Raw genomic sequence first — 26382 nt, 5'->3', positions numbered from 1 at the left:
ATGGCTTCACGAATAGGCGCGTCGTCGGGCCGCTTACGACGATAGCGCACACTAGATCGATCAATACATAAAACGGCACACGCCCGACGCTGGCTCACGGCATACACTTGGCAGACATGAACAACTGCGTCCCGCCTAGCATCGGGCGTTACCATTTTTTTGCAGCAACATCTTTCAAAATGGCATTGTCGAGCATCGTCTCGGCCAGCAGCTTTTTTAGCTTGGTATTTTCTTCTTCCAATGCTTTCAGCTTACGCGCATCGGAAACCTCAAGGCCACCAAATTTGGCTTTATATTTATAAAAACTGGCGCTGCTAATTCCATATTTGCGACACACCTGTGCAGTCGGCGTTCCAGCTTCCTGCTCTTTAATCATCCCGATTATCTGTTCGTCTGAAAACCGTGAGCGTTTCATTGTCCATCTCCTACCAAGGATTGAACTCTACCAAAATCTGGAGGAGTTTGCGGGGCTCACGTCAATATGAAAAAGGCCGGATAAACCGGCCTTCTTTTTTGTTCAAGCTCATTTGTTTAAGCTTTAGAATTATTTTTTGTTCTGGCGCTGATCGATGAGATCGTCCACCACTGCCGGATCGGCAAGGGTAGAGGTGTCGCCCAATGTGCCGAAATCATCTTCGGCAATTTTGCGTAAGATACGGCGCATGATCTTGCCGGAGCGTGTTTTTGGCAAGCCCGGTGCAAACTGGATTTTATCAGGTGTTGCAATCGGCCCGATTTCGGTGCGCACATGGGCAATCAGTTCTTTGCGCAATTCTTCCTGATCTTTAGCTTCAGCATCCGACATCAGCGTGACATAGCAATAAATGCCCTGTCCTTTAATAGCGTGCGGATAGCCGACAACGGCTGCCTCCGACACATCATGATGGGAAACCAATGCCGATTCAATTTCAGCCGTTCCCATACGGTGACCGGAAATGTTCAACACGTCATCGACGCGACCGGTGATCCAGTAATAATCATCTTCGTCACGACGCACGCCGTCACCGGAGAAATATTTGCCCGGATAGGTGGTGAAATAAGCCTCTTTAAAGCGGGCATGATCACCATAAAGCGTTCTTGCCTGTGACGGCCATGAATCCACGATGCAAAGATTACCGTCGGTTACGCCTTCCAGTACTCCGCCTTCATTATCGACGATCTCTGGCTTGATGCCAAAGAAAGGACGTGTGGCTGAACCCGGCTTCAAGGCTGTTGCGCCCGGCAGAGGGGTGATCAAAATGCCACCGGTTTCTGTCTGCCACCATGTATCGACAATCGGGCAGCGCTGATCGCCAACCACATTGTAATACCATTCCCATGCTTCCGGGTTGATCGGCTCACCGACCGAACCAAGCAGGCGCAATGATGAGCGGGAAGAGTGGGTGACAAATTCATCACCTGCACCCATCAGTGCGCGAATGGCAGTTGGTGCGGTGTAGAAAATATTGACGTGATGTTTGTCGACGACTTCCCAGAAACGTCCCTGATCAGGGAAGTTCGGTACGCCTTCAAACATCAAAGTGGTGGCACCATTGGCAAGCGGGCCATAAACCAGATAGGAGTGGCCGGTGACCCAGCCCACATCAGCCGTGCACCAATAAACATCACCATCCTGATAGTCGAAGACATATTGATGGGTCATCGATGCATAGACGAGATAACCGCCGGTGGTGTGCAGCACGCCTTTTGGCTTGCCGGTTGAGCCGGAGGTGTAAAGGATGAAAAGCGGATCTTCCGCATTCATTGGTTCCGGTTCGCAAACAGGTGAAGCCTTGGCAATTTCCTGATGATACCAAAGGTCACGGCCTGAGCCCCAGCTGACCTTGCCGCCTGTACGGCGCACGACCAATACCTTGTTGACCATCACATATTGTTTGGCTGCAATATCGATTGCTTTGTCAGTGTTTTCTTTCAGTGCAATCGGCTTGCCGCCGCGCAAACCTTCATCCGATGTGATGACGAAGGTTGACTGACAGTCAATGATACGTCCGGCCAGTGCTTCCGGTGAAAAGCCTGCAAAAACGATGGAATGCACAGCGCCGATGCGGGCGCAAGCAAGCATCGCATATGCGGCTTCCGGGATCATCGGCAGGTAAATGGTGACACGATCACCTTTTTGAACGCCGTTTTCCTTCAGCACATTGGCTAAGCGGCAGACATTTTCATGCAATTCGCGATAGGTAATTTTTTTGTCGATATACGGGTTGTCGCCTTCCCAGATGATCGCAACCTGATCGCCGCGTGTTTCTAAGTGGCGGTCGATACAGTTGTAGGCGATGTTGGTGACGCCGTCTTCAAACCATTTGATAGAGACATCACCTTCAAAGGAAGTGTTCTTCACTTTGGTATAAGGTTTAAACCAGTCAATGCGCTTACCATGTTTGCCCCAGAATGCTTCCGGATCGGTGATACTTTCCTGATACCACTCCTGATAGGTCGCTTCATCCATTTGTGTATTGGCTTTTGCTCCCGGCAAGACAGGATACAGCTTCTCTGACATGATTTCCTCCGTGAATGACCGGCAAATCTCCCTAAGCCGGCATGCGCGATGATTCCCTTAAATCATCATTATCATTTTTTCTATTTATAAACGGCACAGGTCAGAGGTAAAGTTAGACAAAGGCGTTAAGTGCACGCAAAGTGACGCAGATACTGCAGTCTGATTTGTCTGGTTCCGGATAATCGGAAAGGTAGTTGATAAATACAGCCATTACAATCTGTCATGATCTTTGATTGTAATGGCTGTATGGATTATATCGCCGGTTCTTTTGAGAAGAATGTATTAGGATCGTCGTTATTTTGTGGTGTAATTTCAATTATAGCTGCAGAATATTCTTTTGAATCGTTGCCATGGTTTAGTGTAATGCAGCATTCCATGCTTCCGATCAATGTACATATTTGATAATATTGCTTCCCATTGTCAGAAATTTTAGGTTTGAAGTAAAATTCACTTGATTTTTCACTGCTGGCGCCTAAAGGGAATTCGTAATTGATCGGAATAGAACCCATGACTGCAATGTTTAATTTCTGATCTTCAATTCTCCATTTTGATGTATATATTTTTGTTTTGTAATCAGCACTGTTGTTGTCACTAATGGAATTATATTGCCAATTAGAATTGTACTTGTTGCTGTCCTCGGCACTGACTGCGATTAAACGGTTGTCTTTATTATTATCATGATAGGGTGGGTTGGGCATATAAAGTGCTAAAAATTTTTGGGTAGGATTATGTAAAAACCTATGAATAGACATATCTTATTCCTTTTAAAATATACTTCTAAAAGGTACTTTATTTTTCTTTTTTAAGAACTGATATTGGTGACAGGCTATGCCTGCCTGTCACCAAAAATTGCTGAGCCGACACGCACGGACGTTGCGCCAAAAGCGATGGCGGTTTCATAGTCGGATGACATGCCCATCGACAGTTTTTCAACACCTGCTTCGCGGGCAAGTTTTTGCAATAATGCAAAGTGCGGGCCTGGATTTTCATCAACCGGCGGAATGCACATCAAGCCTTCAATTTTCAGGCCATGTTCTTCACGGCAGCGTTGGACAAAAGCCACTGTCTCCAGTGGGGGAATGCCGGCTTTTTGTGGCTCCAGTCCCGTATTGACCTGCACGTAAAGCTTTGGTGCGCGGCCTTGTTTCTTTATTTCTTGAGCAATGGCGGCTGCAATTTTTTCGCGGTCGATGGTCTGGATAACATCAAAAAGAGCCACTGCTTCGGCTGCTTTGTTGGATTGCAACGGGCCGATCAGGTGCAGTTCGATCCCCTGATATTCTTCACGCAAAGATGGCCATTTGCCCTGGGCTTCCTGAACGCGGTTTTCGCCAAAAATACGCTGGCCGTTTTCAAGGGCAGGGCGGATGCTGTCAGCGTCAAAAAACTTGGAAACGGCAATCAGTGAAACGGAGTTGGCTTCACGCTTTGCTTCGCGTGTGGCTAAATCAAGCGCATGACGAACAGAATTGAGTGCTTGCGTGATTTGGGAGGCGTGTGAGGACATTTTGCACCTTTCAGGTCATAAAACCGGATTTTTTTGATAGAAATGCGTGTTAATCGCGCCAAAAACTTGACGCTTATCTCAATCCGTGATGAAGCTCCGGCAACTAAGTTTGAGACTCTTTATTCATCCCCTTTGTACGAGTAAATACGGCCATGGCAACCGAACGTTATAATCCCCGCACCGCTGAAGCCCATTGGCAGAAGGTCTGGGACGAGGCAAGGACCTTCGAAACGGACAATGACGATCCGCGCGAAAAATATTACGTGCTGGAAATGTTTCCATATCCGTCGGGTCGTATTCATATGGGACATGTGCGCAACTACGCTATGGGTGACGTGGTCGCACGTTACAAACGCGCGCGTGGTTTCAATGTCCTGCACCCTATGGGCTGGGATGCTTTTGGTATGCCGGCTGAAAACGCTGCGATGCAGAATAAAGTACACCCGAAAGAGTGGACATATCAGAACATCGCTACGATGAAGCGTCAGCTGAAATCGATGGGCTTGTCGCTGGACTGGTCACGCGAATTTGCGACCTGCGATGTGGATTATTACCATCGCCAGCAGATGCTGTTCCTTGATATGTTTGAAAAGGGTCTGGTGACCCGTAAGACGTCAAAAGTAAACTGGGATCCGGTTGACAACACAGTGCTTGCCAATGAACAGGTGGTGGATGGTCGTGGCTGGCGTTCCGGCGCTCTGGTTGAACAGCGCGAACTGACCCAGTGGTTCTTTAAAATCACCGATTATAATGAAGAACTGTTGGCAGCCCTCGATACGCTTGACCAGTGGCCTGAAAAAGTTCGCCTGATGCAGAAAAACTGGATTGGTAAATCCGAAGGTCTGCAACTGCGTTTTGAGCTTGATGCAAAGAGCGGCGAAGCGGGTGAGATTGAAGTTTACACCACCCGTCCGGACACTTTGTTTGGTGCATCTTTTATCGCGATTGCTGCGGATCATCCGCTGGCCAAAAAACTCGCGCCTAATAATGCAGCTTTGACCGACTTTATCGCTGAATGCCATCACCATGGCACTTCCGTGGCAACGCTTGAAACCATTGAGAAGCAGGGCTTCGATACTGGTCTTCGCGTCAAACATCCGTTTGACGACAACTGGACCTTGCCGGTCTATGTCGCTAATTTCGTGTTGATGGAATATGGTACAGGCGCTGTTTTCGGTTGCCCTGCGCATGATCAGCGCGACTTGGATTTTGCCAATAAATATTCATTGCCGGTACGTCCCGTCGTATTGCCAAAAGGTGCAGACGCAGCAACATTCAGTGTTGATAAAGATGCTTATTCTGATGATGGCATCATGTTCAACTCGCAGTTCCTTGATGGTTTGACCCCACAGGCGGCATTCCAAAAGGTTGCTGAAAAGCTGGAAGCACAGCAGCTTGATGGCCAGCCACAGGGCAAGCGTAAGGTTCAGTTCCGTTTGCGTGACTGGGGTATTTCCCGTCAGCGTTATTGGGGCTGCCCGATCCCGATGATCCATTGTGATGCCTGCGGTGTGCAGCCGGTTGGTCGTGCTGATCTGCCTGTGAAACTGCCGGATGATGTGACCTTTGACCGTCCGGGTAACCCGCTTGACCGCCATGAAAGCTGGCGTCATGTGAAATGCCCGAGCTGTGGTGGTGATGCCCGCCGTGAAACCGATACAATGGACACATTTGTCGATTCATCATGGTATTTTGCACGTTTTACCGCGCCGTTTGAAAATGAACCAACCAATCTGAAAGCCGTTGATGGCTGGCTGCCGGTTGATCAGTATATCGGCGGTATTGAGCATGCGATCCTGCATTTGCTTTATTCGCGCTTCTTTACCCGTGCGATGAAAGCAACCGGTCACCTGAATGTGGAAGAGCCGTTCAAGGGCTTGTTCACACAAGGTATGGTGGTGCACGAAACCTATAAATGTGATGGTCAGTGGGTGTCACCTGCTGAAATCCGCTTTGACGAGCAAGATGGTATGCGTGTTGCCACAATGCTCGACACAGGCGCGAAAGTTGACATCGGCTCGATCGAAAAAATGTCGAAGTCGAAGAAAAATGTTGTCGATCCTGATGATATTATTTCGTCTTATGGTGCTGACACTGCGCGCTGGTTCATGCTGTCCGACAGCCCGCCGGAACGTGATGTGATCTGGACAGAAGCTGGTGCAGAAGGTGCGCATCGTTTTGTACAGCGCGTTTGGCGCGTGGTCAGCGAAGCCGCTGATGCTTTGAAGAATGTTGCACCAAAGGCAGCACTGGAAGGTGATGCAGCTCAGGTTTCCAAGGTTGCGCATAAAGTGTTGCAGGCTGTTGGCGAAGATTTGGAAAAGCTTGCCTTCAACCGTGCCGTTGCCCGTCTTTATGAGCTGGTGAATGCGCTTTCAGGTGCCTTGCAGCAGGTTAAAAACGGCGAAGCCGATGATGCATTGAAGAGTGCGGTTCGCGAAGCCATTGAAATCCTGCTGGTTATGATTGCTCCAATGATGCCGCATCTGGCTGAAGAATGCTCTAAAACACTGGGCGGCACCATTAATGGTGAAGCGACATTGGTGTCTGAAGCAGCATGGCCTCAGTTCAATCCGGCATTGATTGTTGAAAATGATGTGGTTTTACCTGTTCAAATCAACGGTAAACGAAAAGGGGATTTGACAATCGCACGCGATGCAGATCAATCTGCTATTCAGCAAGCGGTGCTCGAACTCGATTTCGTGAAACATGCCCTTCAGGGTAACGCACCTAAAAAGATCATTGTAGTGCCACAAAGGATCGTCAATGTCGTTGCCTGACTGCGTTAAAAAAGTCACTTCACCGGTTCGCAGCCTTATTGCCATTGCGGCAATGGCTGTAGCTGTTGCCGGATGTACCGTACAGCCGCTTTATTCAGGCGGCGGTGCGGGGGAAATTGGTGCGGGTGTTACGCCGGATATGCGTTCCAAACTGGCATCGGTTTCGATTGAGCCGGCTAACGACATTTTTCAGCAGGCTGTGCGCAACCGTCTGATTTTCTTGCTTGGCGGCGGAGCGGGTGAGCCGCAATATCCGGCCTATAAGCTGCGGATGGGTTTGAATAAGTCGACGGTTGATGCTGTCGTTGTTGATGTTGGCGAAAGAACAGACCGCACCGGTCGCCCTTCGGCTGGTTCTGTTCGTGCTTCGTCTGATTATGTTTTGCTGGATAATCAGGGCAAGCCTGTTGCTCGTGGCAAGCGCACGGTTTTTGCTTCCTTTGACCGTCCGCGTCAGGAATTTGCAAACTTGCGTGCTGAACGTGACGCACAAAAACGTGCCGCTGATGAATTGGCTGAGCAGATTTTCTTGTCACTGGCACAAGATTTGTCGAAGCTTTAAGTCTCAAAACAAGTTTAATAAAAAGCCCCGCTCTGAAATCTCAGAGCGGGGCTTTTTTTGTATTGCTGATTAGTTAGAAGCTTTGGCCACATAATCACGCCATGCTGGCAGATTATACTCGGTTAAGCTTTCAGCAGCCATAATTGCACGCGCAATTGCCTGTGCCATCACAAAAGCCGCAATGGTGCCAATAGCGGTGACATTACCTTCAACGCCTTCCAGCTTGCCGGTGGAAACCGCAAAAATAGTGTCGCCGTCTGACATGGTGTGGATCGGGTTGATGCTGCGGGCAAAGCCGTCATGTGCCATTTCAGCGATTTTCTTCAGCTGTGCTTTGTTGAAAGGCACGTTGGTGGCAATCGCACCAATGGTGGTGTTCGCACCGACGGCTTTCACCACATTACGGCCATTCATGATTGCGCCAACGGTGTCGCGGAAGCCGTTGCCGTCTTCATTGCGTGCACCAGCAATAATCTGGTTTGTGCGCGGATCGTAAACATCGCCGACGGCGTTGACAGCAACAATCGCACCAACAACCACCTCCGTGCCCGGAACTTTATAGCTGGCAGTACCAAGGCCACCCTTCATAGAGAAGTTAGGGCCAAACATTTTGCCAACGGTTGCACCGGCACCGGCACCTATATTGCCTTCAGCGCTCTCTGTTGCATTGGCTGCAAGACAGGCCTGATAACCGGCTTCGGCATCAGGGCGGATGGAGAAGTCACCAACGCCCAGATCCATCAAAATAGCTGCCGGAACAATCGGCACGACGCCATTGCCGATTTTAAAACCGATCTTGTTTTCTTCTAAGTAGCGCATCACGCCGCTGGCGGCATCCAGACCATAGGCACTGCCGCCTGAAAGCATAATTGCATGTACGCGATCAACCATATTGATCGGATCGAGCAGGTCCGTTTCACGGGTGCCGGGCGCAGAACCGCGCACATCAACGCCTGCGGTTGCGCCTTCTTCACATAAAAGAACGCTACAGCCGGTCGGACGGGTGGAAAGCGTGTGGTGGCCAAGTTTGATGCCTGGCACGTCAACAATTGAGCCACCCAGCAGCGGTGTCAGTTCCATCGCAGTTTCCTTTGTCTGTGCAGCATTTGCCATGCCAGCTGACATGACAGTGCCGACACCCGCAGCGCCAAGGCCGATGAGCGACTTGGTGAAATTTCTCCGATCCAATGATTTTCCTCCGGTTTTATCATCATCTTATTGTTTGTTGGAGGTGATGTTATCTCAGAGAAAAATCTTTCGCTACGATAATCCGCTGTAAGCTACTGATTTTTATGAATGCTCAGCAGTTAATACAGCTGCACAAAATGATGCTCGGAGAGTTGCTGATATTGGCGTGGTGCTGGCTGATAGTCAGGTGAACGCACCGGACTTTTCAATTCATCCACCTGCATCATACGGCGTAAATGACGGCGCTCCGGATCAGGGATTGGCACGGCAGATAAGAGTTTTTTGGTATATAGATGTTGCGGGTTTTCAAAAATCTCTGCCCTTTTGCCAATCTCAACAATTTCACCCATATACATCACCGCGACACGGTGGCTGACACGTTCCACCACAGCCATGTCATGGCTGATGAAAAGATAAGCAAGTTTGAGATTGGCTTGCAGTTCAAGCATCAGATTGATGACCTGTGCTTTGATGGAAACATCAAGTGCAGAGACAGATTCATCAGCAACAATAACCTTTGGATCCATCGCCAGCGCACGTGCAATGCAAATGCGCTGGCGCTGCCCCCCCGAAAACTCATGCGGAAAACGCTTGGCCATGTCCGGTGTTAGTCCGACACGTAGCAACAGGTCGGCGACGATTTTTTCTGCTTGCGCTTTTGTTCCCATCTTATGCTCCAGATAAGGCTCGGCAATCGTTGCGCCCACACGCATGCGCGGATTAAGGCTGGCAAAAGGATCTTGGAAAATCATCTGCATTTTATGGCGGATCTGGCGCAGTTCCTTTTGATCCATGGTCGAAATATCTTGTCCATCCAACCGAATGACGCCTTCATCCGGCTGGATAAGACGCATGACAGCACGTGCGGTGGTGGATTTTCCGCATCCCGATTCACCCACCAATGACAGGGTTTCACCCGGTTGCAGCGCGAAGCTGACATCTTCAATAGCATGAACGCGACCCTGCAAGCGCCCCATGAGACCTGCATGAATATCAAAGCGTTTACTTAAATTTTTAACCTCCAGCACCGGTGCTGCCTGATGGTCGACTGTATCGGCAGAGACGACGGGCTCGCCCGGTAAACCGGTTTTGGGGTCAAGATCAGGAAAGCGCAAAGGCCGGTCATAAGGCTTCATTGAACCGAGCATGGGCACTGCAGAAAGCAGCGCTCTAGTATAGGGATGCTTGGAGTGATTGAAAATATCGGCGGTGTAGCCGCTTTCAACAGCCTCACCACGGAACATAACCACAGTTCGGTCAGCAATTTCGGCAACGACACCCATGTCATGGGTGATGAACAGCACTGATGTGCCTTCTTCTTCCTGCAAGGTTTTGATGAGATCAAGAATTTGGCCTTGAATGGTGACATCCAATGCGGTGGTTGGCTCATCGGCAATCAGCAGTTTGGGACGGCTGGCAAGTGCCATGGCGATCATCACACGCTGGCGCATCCCGCCAGAAAAACGATGCGGATATTCATCAAAACGGCTGGCAGCAGAAGGAATACGTACTCGGTCAAGCAGCCGGATGGTTTCGGCTTTTGCTTCTTCATGGCTCATATTGCGGTGGCATAAAAGCGCTTCCGATATCTGATCGCCAATTGTGAAAAGCGGGTTGAGCGATGTCATCGGCTCTTGAAAAATCATCGCAATATCATTGCCGCGTATTGCACGCATTTGTGCTTCAGGCAATTCCAGCAAGTCTTTGCCATTGAGCAGGATGCGGCCTTCAATACGGCTGGTGTCGCGCGGCAATAATTGCATGACTGATAAGGACGTGACACTTTTACCGGAGCCGGATTCTCCAACAACGGCAACAGTTTCGCCTGGATTAACGGTAAAGGAGATATCACGGACAACGGATTTCCATTGTCCTTCACTCAAAAAGCTGGTGGTCAGATTTTCAACTGACAATACCGGAGAGACAGCCTTTGTTGTTGTCATGATCGATCTCCTGAAGTTTCAAATTTATGCAATAACTGAAAAAAGCGACGGCTGATTAATCCGGCCAGCGACGCAAATTATCGAAGCGTTTTTTGGTGCGGTCGGCGAGCGGTGTAGCAATTATTTCATTAGAGCTACGCGCTTTGGTCAGTTCTTCACTTAAACGTCTGGCTACAATTGTCTCTTGTCCGTCATGCAGATTGCATGGATCAAGATAAAAATAATGATGCTCAACCTCATGGTCACGCGCAATAATTGGCGGTGTGCCGCGTGCCAGTGCATCGACCAAATCCCATGCAGTAATATGGGTTTCTTGCGGGTTGATATTGACGCGCAGACGATCAAGCGGATTGTGGGTCGGGTCGGCTTCAATCACCGGATTAACGCCTGCAAAATCTTGCAGTGTTGCCTGCCACAGATCAAGAAAAGTTTTTTCACGCGCACGCACGGCTGCATGATCACGCTTTTCCCATGCTTCAAGCGCGGCCATCACGCCATAGACACTTTCCTTGCCAACTTTCATGCCGCGACCAATGCCGCAATTTTGCAAATAAGCGTGACGCACCAATTGCTTGCTACCAGCAACAATGCCGGATGTTGGTCCGCTTAAAAATTTGTGACCGGAATAAATGACCAGATCGGCACCGGCTTCAAGAAAACCTTTCAGGTCATATTCTGAAGCTGCATCCACAATCACGGGAATATTGCGGGCATGGCAAATTTCAGCAAAGCGTTTGAGTTCCAGCAACCCGTAATGAACCACATGATGAGAGACAACATAAATGGCGGCGGCGGTATTTTCGTTGATGGCGCCTTCTAAGTGAAAATCATAACATGTTGTTGCTTGCCCAATCAGCACCGGCTTGCCACCGGCAATGCGAATGGCCTGATCGACGGGCGCACCATAGCTTACCACATGTCCCATCTGCACGATGATTTCTCTTTTTGCCGTTTTTGTTTCTGGCAGAAGTTCAATCGCTGACAGGTCATCGCCTGTGATGGCACCGGCGACTGCCATGCTGATACCGGCAGAACAAGACGCTGTAACAAAGCCTGCTTCTGCGCCGGTTAAGCGGGCAATGACTTTGCCTGCTTTGCGTTGCAGGTCATTAATCTCGACAAATTGCGGTAAAATTTCCGCCATGGCTTGAGCTACTTCCGGCAGGGCGATGGAAGCACCAAGCCCTGTCATCGTGCCGGAGACATTGATAATATTGCGCAAACCTAATGTTTGATGCAGATTTGTTTCAGCCATGGGAGCCTCCGGTCGTCAATGCAGGTAAGAGAAATTTTGAAATTTCTTTATTCCCTAGCACTGGAATTGACTTCATAATTGTGAAATGCTGTGTGAGTGCTTTCATCATTCGTGATAAAAAGCGAATGACAAGCCTGAATGTGTTTGAACGATTGACGGAGCCAGAAAATGAACACCAAAATGTCAACATCAGTGACCAAAGCGGCTCCCGAAAATAAAACTGCGGTTGAGAAAAAAGAACCATTACGCCGCTCCCGTGTCAGCGGGATTGACCGCGTGTTGCAGGTGCTGGATTTTCTCTATGAACATGGCAGCCCAAGCGGCGCTTATATGATTGCCAAAGCCATTGGTGCGCCTTTGTCCACGGTTTACGTTATTGTTGATGACATGGTGGAAAAAAAGCTGTTGTCGCGCAATAGCGAGGGGCTGTTGTGGCTGGGCGACAGGCTTTATCATTATGGTCTGGCTTATGCGCGCTCGCTCGACTTTTTGAGTGTCGCGACCAGTGAAATGCACGACCTTTGCCGTGATATCGGCGAAACTATTCAGCTTTGCGGGCTGGACGGCGTTCATATGCAGGTGCTGGCTATGGCTGACGGGCCGGGTCATTTTCAGGTGACATCGCGGGTGGGAACCCGTGTTCCGCTTAACTGGACAGCATCGGGGCGTCTGCTTGTCGGACATATGAGCGACAATGAGCGCTTGGAAATTTTCAAGCGTTGCGCGTCCCCGTCGCCAACCGGCAGAGCAGATACAGACCCTAAAATTTTGTCCGAGGGTGCGGTGCGTGCTTTCAGCCAGCGTTTGTCGGTGCAGGCGGGTGAATCCGATTATGCTGTTGCCTGTATCGCAGCCCCTGTTTGCGATGAGAAAGGAGCTTGCGTTGCCACGATTTCGATCGTGCTGCCCGAGCAAAAGCTGATGGATAATACCGAGCTTTATACCGGCAGCGTTCAGCGTTCGGCTGAAAAGATTGAAACGGTGATGGGCTGGCGTAAGCATTAATCGTTCAGCCTCTCAATCGTGCAGTGCCACAATGGCTTCGATCTCAACGGTAATATTACCCGGAAGAGAGCCGAAGCCGACAGCGGAACGTGCATGCTGGCCGCTATCACCAAACACATCAATGAAAAGGTCAGAGCAGCCGTTGATAACGCGCGGATGATCTTCAAAATGCGGCTCGGCATTGACCATGCCGAAAATCTTTACCACCCGCTTGATACGGTTGAGGTCGCCCAGCGCATGATGCATCACGGCAAGCAAATTGATGCCGGTAAGACGGGCATGATTGTAAGCCGCTGCCACATCCTGATCGATGCCGACTTTGCCGGTATGCAGTCGGCCATCTGCTTCGCGCGGGCCCTGACCGGAAAGATAAAGAATATTGCCTTCCAGCACATGAGTGACAAAATTGGCAATGGGTGGCGGTGCATCCGGCAATTGAATGCCTAATGCTGCAAGCCGGTCATAGGGGTCTGCTGCATTATTGTTACCGATTGGCTTCATATGGTTCGACACATCTGCCCCTGAACTGTTTGGGAAGCAAGCAGTCACTTGTCTTCATTGTAAACTGTTGTTTTTAAAGGTGCGGCTGCGGGTAGCCGCACCTCATGCAAAATATTTAACGGTAGCTGAAGCCGTGGCTGTGATCGACACATTCGACCATGTCCGGCTGATAGCGGGCTGCCTCGAAAATGTCAGTGCCAAGCACGGTCATGCGTGGTTCGAACAATTTGGTAAGCGCTGCGCGTGCACCAAGAGAATCCACCACTTGCAGATCAGAGTCATTGAGATCAAAAATCGTAAACTCACTGCGCGCACCGGCTTCGAGCAAATTATCCATAGATAAACGGATAACCTCGGCAGGGGCATGGGTAACGGCTTCCACGACCTTATCAAATGGCATGCCGACGCTTAACAGCTTCGACATAGTGGTGCTTAAATCCCAAACTGACTGATTGATGCTGCGTAAATGCACATCAGTAGAGATTGAAAATGGCAGCAGGCCGCGTTCAATCGCCACTTCTGCTACGCGGAAGGAGAAGGATGCGCCGCCATGGCCGATATCAAGGCGGATACCTTCACCGGCGCAGCGCTCTGCCAGTTCAAACAGGTCTTCATCTTCAATGATGGAGCTGCCGACTTTACCGTTGAAGCAATGAGTGATGATGTCACCCGGGCCTAAAATTTCCAGCACTTCGTCATAAAGTGCCGGTGGTTCTCCAACATGCACCATCATCGGAATTTTAAGAATTTTGGCGATTTTCTTGCCCAGTTTAACCGGTGTAACGCCCCATGAGCCGGTAATCACATGGCTGGCGCGCACTTTGAGCCCGACAATATGATCGCGGTTTTCATGGTAACAGGCAACAATTCGATCAATATCGACCGAGCGGATATCGCTTAATTCGCTGACACGGTTGCAAGCCACAAGACCAATCGAACCCAAGTTCAAAAACGCTTTGATGCGCTCGCGCGATTGTTCGATAATATATTCGCGGAAGCCATGGAAATTGGCCTCCCCCGCAGAACCGGCATCAACAATGGTGGTGACACCGCGCTGGACGCCGCACAGATTAGGGCGCACGGAAATATCGGTGCCGCCATGCCAGACATGCGCATGCAGATCGCCCCAGCCCGGTGAAATAAATGAGCCGTTGCCCTCTACGATATTGGTAATGTCAGCGCGAGGCAGATCTTTGCCCACTTTGGCAAGCTTACCGTCTTCGCCGATCAGAATGTCAATTGCGCCTTGATGGGAGTGCTGGCCGAAGGCCACCGGTTTAACATTGGTGATAAGCAAAGCGCCGTTTTTTTGAGTTTGTGCGCACATGTGATTACAGGTCCTTTTTAAGGCGGGGGTCAAGAAGGTCACGGAAGCCGTCGCCTACCATTTGGAGCGAAAGCACAGACAAGATAATGGCGATGCCGGGGAAAAGGGTCATCCAGTCAGCTTGACCGACATATTGGCGGCCGGATGAAATCATCGTGCCCCATGTCGGGATTTCAGGGCTGACACCAAGGCCGAGGAAAGAAAGCCCTGCTTCGGCCAGCATGGCACTGGCAAACAGAAATGTGCCTTGCACCAAAATTGGCGATAAAAGATTGCGCAAAACATGGCGTATCATAATGTTGCGGGTGGAAACGCCCATCGAAACAGCGGCTTCCACATAGGGAAGTTCGCGGATCACCAAGGTGGAGGCGCGCACAACACGCGCTAAACGCGGCGCATAAACAATTGAGAGCGCCACAATAACCGTTGCCAGTGAAGGCCCGAGTGCTGCCACCAGAGCAATGGCCAGCAAAATATCCGGAAAAGCCATCATCGCATCAATAAGACGGGCAATCGGGGCATCAAGTTTCGGGAAAAACCCTGCAAGCAGCCCCATCGTGACACCAATCAGCGATGACAAAATGACGACTGCAAACCCAACCAATAGCGAGAGACGACCGGCATAAATAGTGCGCGAAAACACATCGCGGCCAAATTCATCAGTGCCGAACCAGAACAGTTCTGACGGTGGTTTGAGGCGGTTTACAATGGATAATTTGTAAGGATTATAAGGCGAAACCCAAGGCGCCAGCAGTGCCAGCAATGTGAAAATCACCAAAATTAATAAGCCGAATGCAACGGTTTTGCGCTTTAACAACCGCTTGATAAATTGCATGCTTTCGCTTGGGGCTTTGGCTGAAGATGTGATTGAATGTGTCATCAGTAGCGCACCCTCGGATCGACCAGCAGATAAAGCATATCAATGGCAAAATTAATCAGGACATAAAGTGCGGCAATCACCAGTAGCGCGCCTTGAATGACCGGATAATCACGGCGTAAAACCGCAGAGACCACCAGATTGCCGATGCCGGGCAGGCTGAACACGGTTTCGGTTACAACAGCGCCGGAAATAAGCACGGCAACGGTGAGGCCAATAACTGTAAGAATAGGGATTAGCGCATTTTTAAGCGCATGTTTCAGAATGACTTTACGCTCGATCAAGCCTTTGGCGCGTGCTGTGCGCACATAATCATCACCTAAAACATCAAGCATCGAAGCGCGGGTAAAGCGTAAGATGAGAGCGGATGAGACAAGCCCCAGCGCGAAAGCTGGCAGGCTTAGATGCCACATTCTGTCGATAAAGCTTGCATCCGGCCCGCCATAGCCGGAGACCGGAAAAAAGCCATAGCGCACAGCAAAGACCTGCATCAAAATCAGTCCAAGCCAGAAACTTGGAATACTGGCAGCAAGCATTGCCAGCGTTGTTGCTACCTGATCAACAAAAGAGCCGCGCCTGTAGGCTGCATAAATGCCGATCGGCAAAGCAATGACACAAGCGATAATGATGGAAAATAAGGTCAGGAAAAATGTCGGTTCGGCACGTTCACTCAAGGCGCTCAACACAGGCTGGTTGAGAAAAATTGACTGGCCGAGATCGCCGCGCATTAACTGCCCGACATAATAGATATATTGCATGACAAGCGGTTGATCTAACCCCAATTGCGCCCGCAAATCAGCAATATCTGCTTGGGTTGCTTCAGGGCCGAGCATAACGGCTGCGGGATCACCGGGCGTGACGCGCACAATGACAAAAACAATCGTGACGACGAGAAACATCACAATAATCATGCCGATGAAACGCTGGATAATATATCGTATCATGTTGGCCTTGCTTACAATGTGACAGGCACTTTCATGCGGGCGAACACCTCGCAATCAATCAGGAAGCCTGTCAGAGATGAAGTGCAGAAGACACAGAATAAACGGTTTTATCCTGTGTCTCTTTATTGAATGCGCCGCTAGAAAAGTGCGGACACAGGCTTCAGCCATTATTTCTTAAGCGAGACATTCCAGAAATAAGGCCATGGAGCAGGCTCAACACCCTCGAGTTTCTGCGATTTCGCAGCCACTGCGTTAAAGTCGCCGATTTTAATAAACGGCACTTCATCCATTACGACCTTTTGCACATCAGCCCAGAGTTTGATGCGTTTTTCCGGATCAGATTCCGTGTTGAACGCATTGACCACTTTACCTCGTGCAGGCGTGTCCCAATTGCCTGGTGCACTGGTTGACATCATGCCGATAAGTGATGGCTCTGGCAAGAACGGGCTATGGGTGATGTAAATATCCCATAAGCTTGGATCACCACGGCGCTGGGTGAGTGTCGCCCAATCCACCACTTGCAGATCAACTTTAAAGCCTGCGGCTTTCAAATATTCTGCTGCCACCTGAGCCATTTTATAATGAAACTCATATTGGCGGCTGGTGAGGATGCGCACCGGATCGCCATTGTAATTGGCGGCCTTTATCAGCTCGCCAGCCTTTTCAGGGTTGGCCACATTATAATGACCTTCAACGCCTGCATCGGTTGCCCATGCAAAACTATCCGGATAGAGCGAGCCGTTCAGCGCATAAAACTCTTGCGAGCCAAAGGCTGCTGCCATCATGTCTTCCTGACCGAGTGACTGCTGGATGGCTTGGCGCAGTTCCTTGGATTTGGTCATGCCATGGCCGGAATTGAGCACAAAAACCGGCCAGCCAAAAGGCTTGAGCATCACAGGTTCGGAAGCCGTTGAGGTTTTCACACGCTCAAATGATTCAACCGGAATGGAATCCACATAGTCATATTGGCCGGAAATGGCAGCTTCGACACGGGTATTGGCATCAGGCACAGGCACAAAGCGGATTTCATCGACATATTGATGGCGTGCGCCGCCATAACCATCACTTTCACCGGCTGGTGAAGTGTAATCGGCGAAACGCTCCAACTGAATATATTGGTCGGCTTTACGCTCTTTCAACTTGTAAGGGCCGGTGCCGATAATGTCGGTCATCGGCTCAGCCTGATTGTCGGCTGGCAAAATAATAGCGGCCGAATTGTTGAAGGCCAGCAATGAGACGAGCGGCGCATAAGGATCGCTCAGCGTGATCGTAACTGTCAGCGGGTCTGTCGCTTCAATGGATTTGATCATGGTAGCGGTTTGCTTGCCGCGGGATGCAACTTTGGTCCAGCGATCAAGTGAGGCTGCAACATCTTTGGATGTCATGGCCGAGCCATTATGGAACTTGACACCATCGCGTAATTTGATGGTGTAAACTTTTCCGTCAGCGCTGATTTCCGGCAAAGCAGCCGCCAATAGCGGCGTGGTTTTCCATGACTTGTCGAAAGTATAGAGGGTTTCAAAAATATGCTGGCTGACAATACCGACGAGGTCAGCTGTTGAAACCATAGGATCAAGGGTTGGCGGTTCGCCAATGGTGGCAACATTGATAATGCCGCCCTTTTCCTGCGCGTAAGAATATGACAGATTTAATGTGGCGGCACCGATTAAAGCGGTTCCCACCATCAGTAATGTTTTGAAATTTCGCATGCTCCCCTCCATTTATTCCATTATTAAAGAATAATTACTTTTATAGTGGAATAATACGATAGCGGAAAAACTTGTCAAGCATGGTTGCATGGCAAGTGATTATGATTTTGAGAGCTGTAAATAAGCGGGCAGGCGCAAAAAGCTTTATTTGCAGGCATTTGTGATGCAAATTTTGCCAAAGAATAAGCCCTGCTTTTAGTGGATAAAAGCAGGGCTCAGCACGATTTTATAGGCATTAAGGCAAAATTTTAAACGGTGATCAAACGACCTTCCGAGAAAAATGCATTCATTTGCTCAAGATAGGGTGCAATGTCGAAACCGTTTTTCTCTACCCATTCATCATTGAAATATGTGGAACGGTAGCGGTCGCCATGGTCACAAAGCAGGGTAACCACCGAGCCCTTTTCGCCTTTTTTGACCATTTCGGAAATGAGTAAAGCACAAGCCCAGATATTGGTGCCGGTGGAGCCGCCACAGGCGCGACCGATAATTTTGCTGATTGTGCGTTGTGCCGCCAAACTGGCGGCATCAGGCACTGTGACCATGCAATCGACAACATCGGGCACAAAAGACGGCTCGACGCGCGGACGACCGATACCTTCGATAATGGACGAGCAACGGTCGATTTCCATGATGGAACGATCCGTAAAATGCTGATGGAAAATCGAGGCTTCAGGATCTGCCACGCACAGGCGCGTATCAAGCTGACGATAGCGGATATAGCGCCCCAATGTTGCTGATGTGCCGCCAGTACCGGCACCCGTTACGATCCAGCGCGGGTTTGGATATTCTTCATGGCTCATCTGATTGAAGATGGATTCAGCAATATTATTATTGCCGCGCCAATCAGTTGCCCGTTCCGCATAGGTGAACTGGTCGATGTAATAACCGCCGGTTTCTTCTGCGACCTGACGAGCTGCGTCATAAACGGTTTTAGGGTCATCAACCAGATGCGGGCGCCCACCATAAAACTCGATTGCCGCGATTTTTTCCTTGGATGTGGTGCGGGGCATAACAGCCACAAAAGGCAGGTTAATCATGCGGGCAAAATAGGCTTCCGATACAGCTGTGGAACCGCTGGAGGCTTCCACAATGGTGGTTTGCGGGCCGATTTTGCCATTGCAAATGGCATAAAGGAACAGAGAGCGCGCCAAACGGTGCTTGAGGCTGCCGGTCGGATGGCTGGATTCGTCTTTTAAATAGAGCGTAATGTCGTTGAATTTTGGCAGATCAATGCGGATCAGATGCGTGTCGGCTGATCTGTTGAAATCTGCTTCAATTGTTGCGATTGCGCGGTTGCGCCACTCCATACTGCATGGTTGCGGGCGATTGCACTGAATAATCTGTCCCAATTCTTATTGCCTCTGTATATCCAAAATCAGGGTTACTTGATGTGAACCGACAGAGATATAATTCCATTTATATGATTTTGTCAAAAATAATAAAATTTGGGGTAAATTTTTATAATTTACCCCATAAAATTAGAAATCTATATTCGAGATGAGGTTTAAAATTAGATTATGATTTCATATTGTTTAAGATGGATAATACATGCTCGACATCAGCCATATTATTATAAACATGTAAGCCGAAGCGTAGCTGTCCACGGCGCAGCGTATGGGTGATATTGGCATCAAGTAAGGTTTTGTGCATTTCGTTAATACGCGCATCATGAGAGAAACCATGGCCGCCTGCATCAAGTTCACCACAGGTGATAATATGGCTTTCTTCCAGTGCCTGTTGCGGCTTGGAAACGCGCAAACCATATTTGGCCAAGCCTTCACGTAAAGCGCGCGCCAGATGCAGCACATGTGTTTCAATTGCTTGGGTGCCGATTGCATTGAGAAGGGAGAGCGAGGCATCAGCGGCATAAGAGGCTGCAAGATTATAGCTACCGACCTCAAAACGCTTGCCACTGGCATAGAGCTGATAGTGATGCTCGCCCATGGCTGAGGCATCATCGCTGCCAAGATCAACGCCGGTTCGTGAGAGATAGGCAGGGTTCAAGCGATCAAGCCAGTTTTCGTTGATATACATGAAGCCGGAACCATAAAGACCAAGCAATCCTTTGCTGGTGGAAGTTGCAAAAGCATCTACCGGCTCCTGCGCTAAATCATGATGCAAAATACCGGCGGATTGCACACCGTCGATCAGCAGAAAAATATTTTTCTTTTGGCAATATTCGCCAAGTTTAGTGGTATCGGTGCGATAACCGGGGGCAAAGCTGACAGAAGCGACCGTTGCAAGGCGGGTGCGGCTGTCCATCGCCGCAGTCATGGCATCAATGTCAATGCGCCCATTAATGGCCGGTACAATGCGCACATCAATGTCACGCTCGCGCAAACGTAACCACGGATAAATATTGTTTGGGTGCTCTGCATTCGTACAAATCACAATATTATCGCCGGTCTTGAACGGAAATGACCAGGCAATCGCATTAACGCCATCGGAAACATTGCGGGTAACGGCCACTTCGTCAGGTTTAACTGACATCATTTGTGCAAATTTTACCCGGCTGCTTTCGACAAAATCTTCATGGTCGGTGCGGTTGGCGCTGGCCATAGCGAGCTTGTCGAGAAAATTGTCGACGGCCTGACGCACCGGATCGGCCAAGATCATTTTGTCACAAATCGACATATAGGTCTGGCTGGTTAATGCTGGAAATAAAGCGCGGATTGCTTCAATTTTAGACACAGACATTTTAGACACAGGCATGGGAACGCTCCTGAAGCGGTAATAAGATATAAAAGCAGACAAACGGCTGGTGGCTATGGCCGGTTAAAATAATCCAGTGCCATGGCAACCATCTCAGCGTGATGGGTTAAATGATTGTTGCGGGTGATCGGAAAATAGGTGTCTGGCATGGCCGGATTGCTTTCCAGCACTTCACCATTGGGGCGGATGGTATTGCCGCAACTCCATGCAAAAGAAGCAATTTTCTGCCCTGTGCGTGGGAATGTCAGCATTTCTTCGTGGGTCCATGTTTTGGAAAAACCGCCAAGCGGCATGCCAATATGATGGCACATTTTATTGTCGCAGAGCTGTGCGGCCACCTGATCAATATGAGAACCTGCATAAGGCACAGTGAGCATAACGATCTTGCCGGTAAAATGTATAGGCGCGGGTGGTAAAATACCTGAGCCATTTTCCGGTTGGTGTGCGCATTTAAATGGAATGGCTGCGGTTTTTTCTTTGCCCGCTTTTAGGTCATCACGCACAGTGCCAAGCAACCAGTCACGCCGCCATCGCGTAGCATTGAGCTGTGCCTGATTGAGATTGCCTTCTGCAATAGCCGCGTCATCTTCACCCAAAACTGTTGCAATCACCCCTTCCATTGCATCAGAAAGGCGCAAGTCGCCCAAATTAATACGAATAGGCTGTGCGGATAAATGCTGCAATAAATAGCCGCCGAAATCACCACCACGCGAGCGTGTTGCATCATAAATAATATTGGCATTTAGCAGATTATTTGTCTGCGCATAGGCCATCAGTGCATCGACATCACTGGTCAGGCTTTTGCCAAAACCATGCCATTGGATGATGATTGTCTTTTTGTCTCTACGGGTGTGAAGCGTAAAAGAAGGTGTGTCGAGCACCTTCTCAAAACCGCTATAAGGGGAGGGCACATCCGCCCATTGCCAATGATCGGCTGGTTGATAGTCAAGTTGAAGACTTTGAACTGTGCCATTTACATCTTCAAATTCCAGCGCAAGCGTTGCTGGTTGCAGCCATTCAGGGATCAGCCCTGTGCGCCGGATGATCTCATTTGGCATATGATACCAGTAAAAATGCGGGGTTGAATAACAGAAGTAAGGCTCAGTCAGCGCCACATGATCGGCAAAAGAACGACCATTGACTTTCAAGAGACGGGCACCGACTTTTACATTTTGATTGCCTTCAAAATTAAGCGCATAGCCGCTTAAAAACACAAATGGCTGATCCGATGAAAAATCGGTTTTTAATTCAATGCCGACACGCGGTGCCGGATCGGCACGTTTGTCTGCATGGTTGAAGCGCATTCTTGCTTGCAATTCGGCTGGCAGTGGCAGACCGCCTTCTACCGGCTCTACCGATAAATGGCGGTCATGGCGGGTATTGGACAATTTGGCCAAGGCATACCAAAGCTCTGCCGGTGTGGATGCGTTGAGAATATCATTGCGATAATGCGCCATATCGCGCGCTACATTGATATCAAACAGCTTGTTTTTAGCCGGTGAAATCGCCTGACGACGCAGCGTTGTCTCCACCAGATAATCGTAAAGATCAGCGCGGTCTTTAATGGTGCCGATGAGATCTTCGGCATGGGTGTCGTTCCAACGGTTCATGGATATGGCCTCCATTTTCATGCCATCACCGGACAGGCAAACTGATGTTTTTCATGCCCCACAAGAGCAGGTATAGCTTGCGCACAGGCAGGAATTGCATGGGTGCAACGGGTGTGAAATGCACAACCTGACGGCAGATTAAGTGGTGAGGGCACTTCGCCTTCAACAGGTTCAAACTGCTGGTCGCGGCGATCAAGTGTCAGTACATTTTCAAGCAGCACCTGCGTGTAAGGATGCCGCGGATTGGCAAATATTTCTGCGGCATCCCCCTGTTCGACGACACGTCCCAGATACATCACAGCCAGACGGTCAGCGATATGTTTCAAGACGCCTAAATCATGGCTGATGAAAACATATGTTAGATCAAGCTTGTCTTTCAGATCGAGAAACAGATTGATGATCTGTGCCTGAATGGAGACGTCAAGCGCGGCAATGGATTCATCACAGATGATCATATCCGGTTGCAGCGCGAGTGCGCGGGCAATGTTGATGCGTTGGCGCTGACCGCCGGAAAACTGATGCGGATAGCGCGTCATGGCATCGGCATTAAGGCCGACAATTTCGAGCTGATTGACGATAAAGTCTTTCAATTCGCGTTTTTTTACCAAGCCATGCAAAAGCGGGCCTTCGCCGATCAAATCTTTGACCTGCATACGGGGATTAAGCGCAGCGCCTGAATCCTGAAAGATCATTTGCAGTTTCAGATTGGCAGGTTTGTCGCCGCGCATCACCGGCTTGCCGTGATAGGCAATTTGCCCTTCGGTTGGCTTGATCAAGCCCGCCATAATGCGGCCAAGTGTGCTTTTCCCGCAGCCGGATTCACCGGCAATGCCGAAAATTTCGCCTTTTTTGACATTAAGATCAACGCCATTGATGGCACGCACCACAGGGCGGGGGCCACTTTTACGTAGTTTCGCACCGATCTTGTCGATCCAGTCTTCTTTGCGTCCAAATTGATGGCGCAGAGATTGAACTTCCAAAATGGTTTCGCCTTCAGGCGAGGTATTGATAGCATTCATAATGCAGCTCCTGTTTCCACAGGGTGCCAGCAACGATAAAAGCGGTTTTCAGAAAGCTTGGTATCGGCCGGCGTTTCAAGACATGTGCTGTCGGCATATGCGCAGCGCGGGCGGAACGGACAGCCGCGTGGCAAAGACAGAAGAGAAGGGGCATTGCCCGGTATCTGGTAAAGGCGCTTATTGGCCAAAGTACTGTTATGTCCGGGTATCGAGGCAATCAAACCCTTGGTGTAGGGATGCAGAGGACGATCAAGAATGGAGGCAACGGATCCATATTCGACGATTTTACCGGCATACATCACAGCTACATTTTGCGCGAGGGCAGCAACGACAGTCAGGTCATGGGTAATCCATATCCATGCCGTTCCAAATTCACGCGATAGTTTTTGCACTTCAAAAAGGATTTGCGCCTGCGTGGTGACATCCAGAGCGGTGGTGGGCTCATCGGCGATGATGACATCCGGCTCATTGATAAGTGCAATGGCGATGGCGATACGCTGACGCATACCACCGGAAAATTCGTGCGGATAAGCACTCAGACGGCGTTCGGCATCAGGAATGCCGACACGCTGCATCACATTGATGGCACGTTCACGGGCTTCCTGTTTGCTGACTTTTTTATGTGCCAGATAGGTTTCGGTAAGTTGCGTTCCGATGCGTAAGCTTGGATTGAGCGACATCATCGGATCTTGCAAAATCATTGCCACGCGGTTGCCGCGTAAATCCCGCATCTGCCGTTCCGGCAGACTAACCAGATCAACGATTTTGTTGTCGCGGCCGCAAAATTTTATGTGCCCTTCAGTAATACGCCCCGGTTTGTCGATGGCACGCATGATGGAGTAGCCGGTGATGGATTTGCCGGAGCCGGATTCACCCACTAAGCCCATCACTTCGCCGCGTTTAAGCGAAAAACTGATGCCGTCGACAGCGCGCACGACACCGGCGCTGGTATCAAACTGGGTTTTAAGATTTTCAACCTGAAGCACAAAGGGTGATGCAGCAGGGGATGCTGAAACTGCTGTCGTCATTTTTTAAGCCTCGGATTGAACATGTCGCGCAACTGGTCTGCAATCAGGTTGATTGCAAAAACTGTAATGAGAAGCAGTACGCCGGGGAAAACACTGATCCAGTATTTGCCACCCATCAGATAGCCAAAACCATTGGAAATCAGCAGGCCGAGTGAAGGCTGCGTAACCGGCATGCCAAGACCAAGGAAGGAAAGCGATGCTTCGATGGAGATGGCGGATGCAAGCTGCACCGAGGCAATAACCAGCAAGGGTGGCAGGCAATTGGGCAAAATATGACGCCAGAGAATACGAAAGGTCGGGATATGCGCAAGGCGTGCCGCCAGAACATATTCGCGATTGCGCTCTGATAATGCTGTGCCGCGCACATTGCGGGCAAAATAAGCCCATTGCACGAGTGTGAGTGCGAGAATGGTTTTATCCAGACCACGGCCAAACACAGCCAATAAGAGAAGTGCGATCAAAATGGTCGGAAAGCTCATCTGCACATCAACAATGCGCATGATAATCGCATCCACTTTTCCGCCTGCATAGGCGGAAATGAGCCCCAGCATTACGCCGATGACAAGTGCCATGGCAAGGCTGCTCCATGCGACCATGAAACTGGAACGCAGGCCATAGAACATGGCGCTCAGCATATCGCGGCCGTTAGCGTCAGTGCCAAGCAGATAATATTGCCCCATACCGCCAACCGAGCCTGGTGGCAGTTCGGAATCCATAAAATCAACCTGCATCAGGTCATAAGGATTTTGTGGCGAGATCAGCGGGGCGAAAATGGCGATAAACAGCAAAATAATGGTCACGCCCAAGCCGAGCAGTGCCGTATTACTGGTGCTGAATTCGCGGAAGAAATTATAAAAGCGTGTGGTTTTGCGCCATTGGTGAAAACGTGACAAAGCGGAACTCGTCATGATGCACGTCCTGTTCCCGCGCGCGGATCAAGCACGATATAAAGTATATCAACGATGAGATTGATGGTGACGAACATGAAGGTAAAAATCATCATATAAGCAATGACCACCGGACGATCGAGCATATTGATTGAGTCAATCAGCAGCTTGCCGATGCCGGGCCAGGCAAAAACAGTTTCTGTAATAATCGCACCCGAAACGAGACCGCCGATTTCAAGACCGATAATGGTGACAATCGGGATCATCACATTGCGCAAGGCATGAACAGTGACAACACGCCAGGGCGACAGGCCTTTGATGCGCGCAAGTTTGACATAATCGAGCAGCATCACTTCCTGCATACCGGCACGCCCTAAGCGTAGCATCAGCGCAAGATTGCCGGTTGCAAGCGTGACGGCTGGCAAAATGAGATGGGTGAGCCCGTCCCACGTCAGAAAACTCCATGCGACACCGTTGATCTCGACGGTCTGGCCGCGTCCGATGGCCGGAAAGACAGCCAATTGCACAGCAAAAACCAACAGCAACATCAGGCCAAGCCAGAAATTTGGCAGGCTGAAACCGAAAATCGAGCTGATCGAGGCAAATTTGCTAAAGCGGCTATCTGGAAATGTACCGGCAAGAATGCCAAGCGGCAGACCGATACCAACTGAAATAATGATTGAAATGAGCGCCATTTCAAGTGTTGCGGGCAGGCGTTGCAACAACATGGTTGAAACCGGCAAAGCGGTGACAAAAGATGTGCCGAAATCGCCGCTCAACAAGCGACCCATATAACGCATATATTGAATGTAGAGTGGCTGATCCAGCCCAAGCCGCTCACTGATTTGCTGGATTTCCAGCGCTGTGGCGGATTCATCAGCCAGAACTTCCATCGGGTTACCGATCATATATAGTCCGGCAAATGTTATGAAGCTCAAAGCCAGAAGCGTGATGAGCGACTGTACCAGTCGCCGCGCGATCATCTCGGCCATATTTCCCCCCTGACTGTCGCAGGTATTATTCCC

Annotated in this window: 21 protein-coding genes and 1 pseudogene; 3 read left to right on the top strand and 19 right to left on the bottom strand. The window is 49.8% G+C overall.

The features are described 5' to 3' along the window. The 4 genes and pseudogenes from ABDZ76_RS13805 to ABDZ76_RS13790 form a co-directional block, all read right to left on the bottom strand. A pseudogene (locus tag ABDZ76_RS13805) lies at positions 1 to 415 on the bottom strand (transposase); the annotation flags it as partial. Positions 416 to 544: 129 nt separating this feature from the next. After that, entirely contained in the window at positions 545 to 2500 is a 1956-nt protein-coding gene (gene acs / locus ABDZ76_RS13800) for an acetate--CoA ligase (RefSeq protein WP_343806503.1), read from the bottom strand. 251 nt (positions 2501 to 2751) lie between these two features. Beyond that, on the bottom strand, positions 2752 to 3252 hold the full coding sequence (locus tag ABDZ76_RS13795; protein ID WP_343806501.1) for a hypothetical protein: 501 nt from the start codon (positions 3250 to 3252) through the stop codon (positions 2752 to 2754). Between the two features lie 74 nt (positions 3253 to 3326). Continuing rightward, positions 3327 to 4007, bottom strand: coding sequence for a YggS family pyridoxal phosphate-dependent enzyme (locus ABDZ76_RS13790; RefSeq protein ID WP_343806499.1), 681 nt, complete (start codon positions 4005 to 4007; stop codon positions 3327 to 3329). A 152-nt stretch (positions 4008 to 4159) separates the two neighbouring features. On the opposite strand from ABDZ76_RS13790, the gene leuS reads away from it, so the two are divergent. Both leuS and lptE read left to right on the top strand, forming a co-directional pair. Further along, positions 4160 to 6787, top strand: coding sequence for a leucine--tRNA ligase (gene leuS / locus ABDZ76_RS13785; protein WP_343806497.1), 2628 nt, complete (start codon positions 4160 to 4162; stop codon positions 6785 to 6787). Beyond that, a complete protein-coding gene (lptE, locus tag ABDZ76_RS13780; protein ID WP_343806495.1) occupies positions 6774 to 7349 on the top strand; it encodes an LPS assembly lipoprotein LptE in 576 nt (191 codons plus the stop codon). The genes leuS and lptE overlap by 14 nt, the downstream gene beginning before the upstream one ends. A gap of 69 nt (positions 7350 to 7418) precedes the next feature. On the opposite strand, the gene ABDZ76_RS13775 is transcribed toward lptE, so the two are convergent. The 3 genes from ABDZ76_RS13775 to ABDZ76_RS13765 form a co-directional block, all read right to left on the bottom strand. After that, positions 7419 to 8474 carry a P1 family peptidase gene (locus tag ABDZ76_RS13775; protein ID WP_374844668.1) on the bottom strand — a complete coding sequence of 352 codons (1056 nt, stop codon included), beginning with the start codon at positions 8472 to 8474 and terminating at the stop codon, positions 7419 to 7421. Between the two features lie 182 nt (positions 8475 to 8656). Continuing rightward, the gene (locus tag ABDZ76_RS13770) at positions 8657 to 10480 is read right to left on the bottom strand and encodes an ABC transporter ATP-binding protein (RefSeq protein ID WP_343806492.1); all 1824 of its coding nucleotides are present in this window, start codon (positions 10478 to 10480) and stop codon (positions 8657 to 8659) included. 55 nt (positions 10481 to 10535) lie between these two features. Beyond that, a complete protein-coding gene (locus ABDZ76_RS13765; protein ID WP_343806489.1) occupies positions 10536 to 11735 on the bottom strand; it encodes an aminotransferase class V-fold PLP-dependent enzyme in 1200 nt (399 codons plus the stop codon). A gap of 168 nt (positions 11736 to 11903) precedes the next feature. Here ABDZ76_RS13765 and ABDZ76_RS13760 point away from each other — a divergent pair, with 168 nt between their 5' ends. After that, positions 11904 to 12740, top strand: a complete 837-nt coding sequence (locus ABDZ76_RS13760) for an IclR family transcriptional regulator (protein ID WP_343806487.1) — start codon at positions 11904 to 11906, stop codon at positions 12738 to 12740. A 12-nt stretch (positions 12741 to 12752) separates the two neighbouring features. Here ABDZ76_RS13760 and ABDZ76_RS13755 read toward each other — a convergent pair whose 3' ends face one another. From ABDZ76_RS13755 to ABDZ76_RS13700, 12 genes are all read right to left on the bottom strand, one after another. Then, positions 12753 to 13241 carry a RidA family protein gene (locus ABDZ76_RS13755; RefSeq protein WP_343806513.1) on the bottom strand — a complete coding sequence of 163 codons (489 nt, stop codon included), beginning with the start codon at positions 13239 to 13241 and terminating at the stop codon, positions 12753 to 12755. 115 nt (positions 13242 to 13356) lie between these two features. Beyond that, complete coding sequence (locus tag ABDZ76_RS13750; protein WP_343806485.1) at positions 13357 to 14568, bottom strand: amidohydrolase/deacetylase family metallohydrolase; 1212 nt, start codon at positions 14566 to 14568, stop codon at positions 13357 to 13359. 4 nt (positions 14569 to 14572) lie between these two features. Continuing rightward, the gene (locus ABDZ76_RS13745) at positions 14573 to 15448 is read right to left on the bottom strand and encodes an ABC transporter permease (protein ID WP_343806483.1); all 876 of its coding nucleotides are present in this window, start codon (positions 15446 to 15448) and stop codon (positions 14573 to 14575) included. Next, the gene (locus ABDZ76_RS13740) at positions 15448 to 16389 is read right to left on the bottom strand and encodes an ABC transporter permease (protein WP_343806481.1); all 942 of its coding nucleotides are present in this window, start codon (positions 16387 to 16389) and stop codon (positions 15448 to 15450) included. Before ABDZ76_RS13740 ends, ABDZ76_RS13745 begins: the two co-directional genes overlap by 1 nt. Before the next feature lie 167 nt (positions 16390 to 16556). Then, the gene (locus ABDZ76_RS13735; RefSeq protein ID WP_374844666.1) at positions 16557 to 18074 is read right to left on the bottom strand and encodes an ABC transporter substrate-binding protein; all 1518 of its coding nucleotides are present in this window, start codon (positions 18072 to 18074) and stop codon (positions 16557 to 16559) included. A gap of 272 nt (positions 18075 to 18346) precedes the next feature. Continuing rightward, the gene (locus ABDZ76_RS13730) at positions 18347 to 19408 is read right to left on the bottom strand and encodes a PLP-dependent cysteine synthase family protein (protein WP_343806511.1); all 1062 of its coding nucleotides are present in this window, start codon (positions 19406 to 19408) and stop codon (positions 18347 to 18349) included. 208 nt (positions 19409 to 19616) lie between these two features. Beyond that, on the bottom strand, positions 19617 to 20813 hold the full coding sequence (locus ABDZ76_RS13725; RefSeq protein ID WP_343806477.1) for an aminotransferase class V-fold PLP-dependent enzyme: 1197 nt from the start codon (positions 20811 to 20813) through the stop codon (positions 19617 to 19619). Positions 20814 to 20866: 53 nt separating this feature from the next. Next, complete coding sequence (locus ABDZ76_RS13720; protein WP_343806475.1) at positions 20867 to 22423, bottom strand: hypothetical protein; 1557 nt, start codon at positions 22421 to 22423, stop codon at positions 20867 to 20869. A 17-nt stretch (positions 22424 to 22440) separates the two neighbouring features. Beyond that, positions 22441 to 23442, bottom strand: coding sequence for an ABC transporter ATP-binding protein (locus ABDZ76_RS13715; RefSeq protein WP_343806473.1), 1002 nt, complete (start codon positions 23440 to 23442; stop codon positions 22441 to 22443). Further along, positions 23439 to 24470 carry an ABC transporter ATP-binding protein gene (locus ABDZ76_RS13710; RefSeq protein WP_343806470.1) on the bottom strand — a complete coding sequence of 344 codons (1032 nt, stop codon included), beginning with the start codon at positions 24468 to 24470 and terminating at the stop codon, positions 23439 to 23441. The genes ABDZ76_RS13715 and ABDZ76_RS13710 overlap by 4 nt, the downstream gene beginning before the upstream one ends. Continuing rightward, positions 24467 to 25378 (bottom strand): ABC transporter permease, encoded by a 912-nt coding sequence (locus ABDZ76_RS13705; RefSeq protein ID WP_343806468.1) that lies wholly within the window; start codon positions 25376 to 25378, stop codon positions 24467 to 24469. The genes ABDZ76_RS13710 and ABDZ76_RS13705 overlap by 4 nt, the downstream gene beginning before the upstream one ends. Further along, complete coding sequence (locus ABDZ76_RS13700; RefSeq protein ID WP_343806466.1) at positions 25375 to 26349, bottom strand: ABC transporter permease; 975 nt, start codon at positions 26347 to 26349, stop codon at positions 25375 to 25377. Before ABDZ76_RS13700 ends, ABDZ76_RS13705 begins: the two co-directional genes overlap by 4 nt. Positions 26350 to 26382 lie beyond the last annotated feature (33 nt).

Origin of the sequence: Paenochrobactrum glaciei (assembly GCF_039522165.1) — a bacterium.
In the GTDB taxonomy this organism is placed as follows: Bacteria; Pseudomonadota; Alphaproteobacteria; order Rhizobiales; family Rhizobiaceae; genus Paenochrobactrum; species Paenochrobactrum glaciei.
This window is presented reverse-complemented; position numbering and strand designations above follow the sequence as displayed.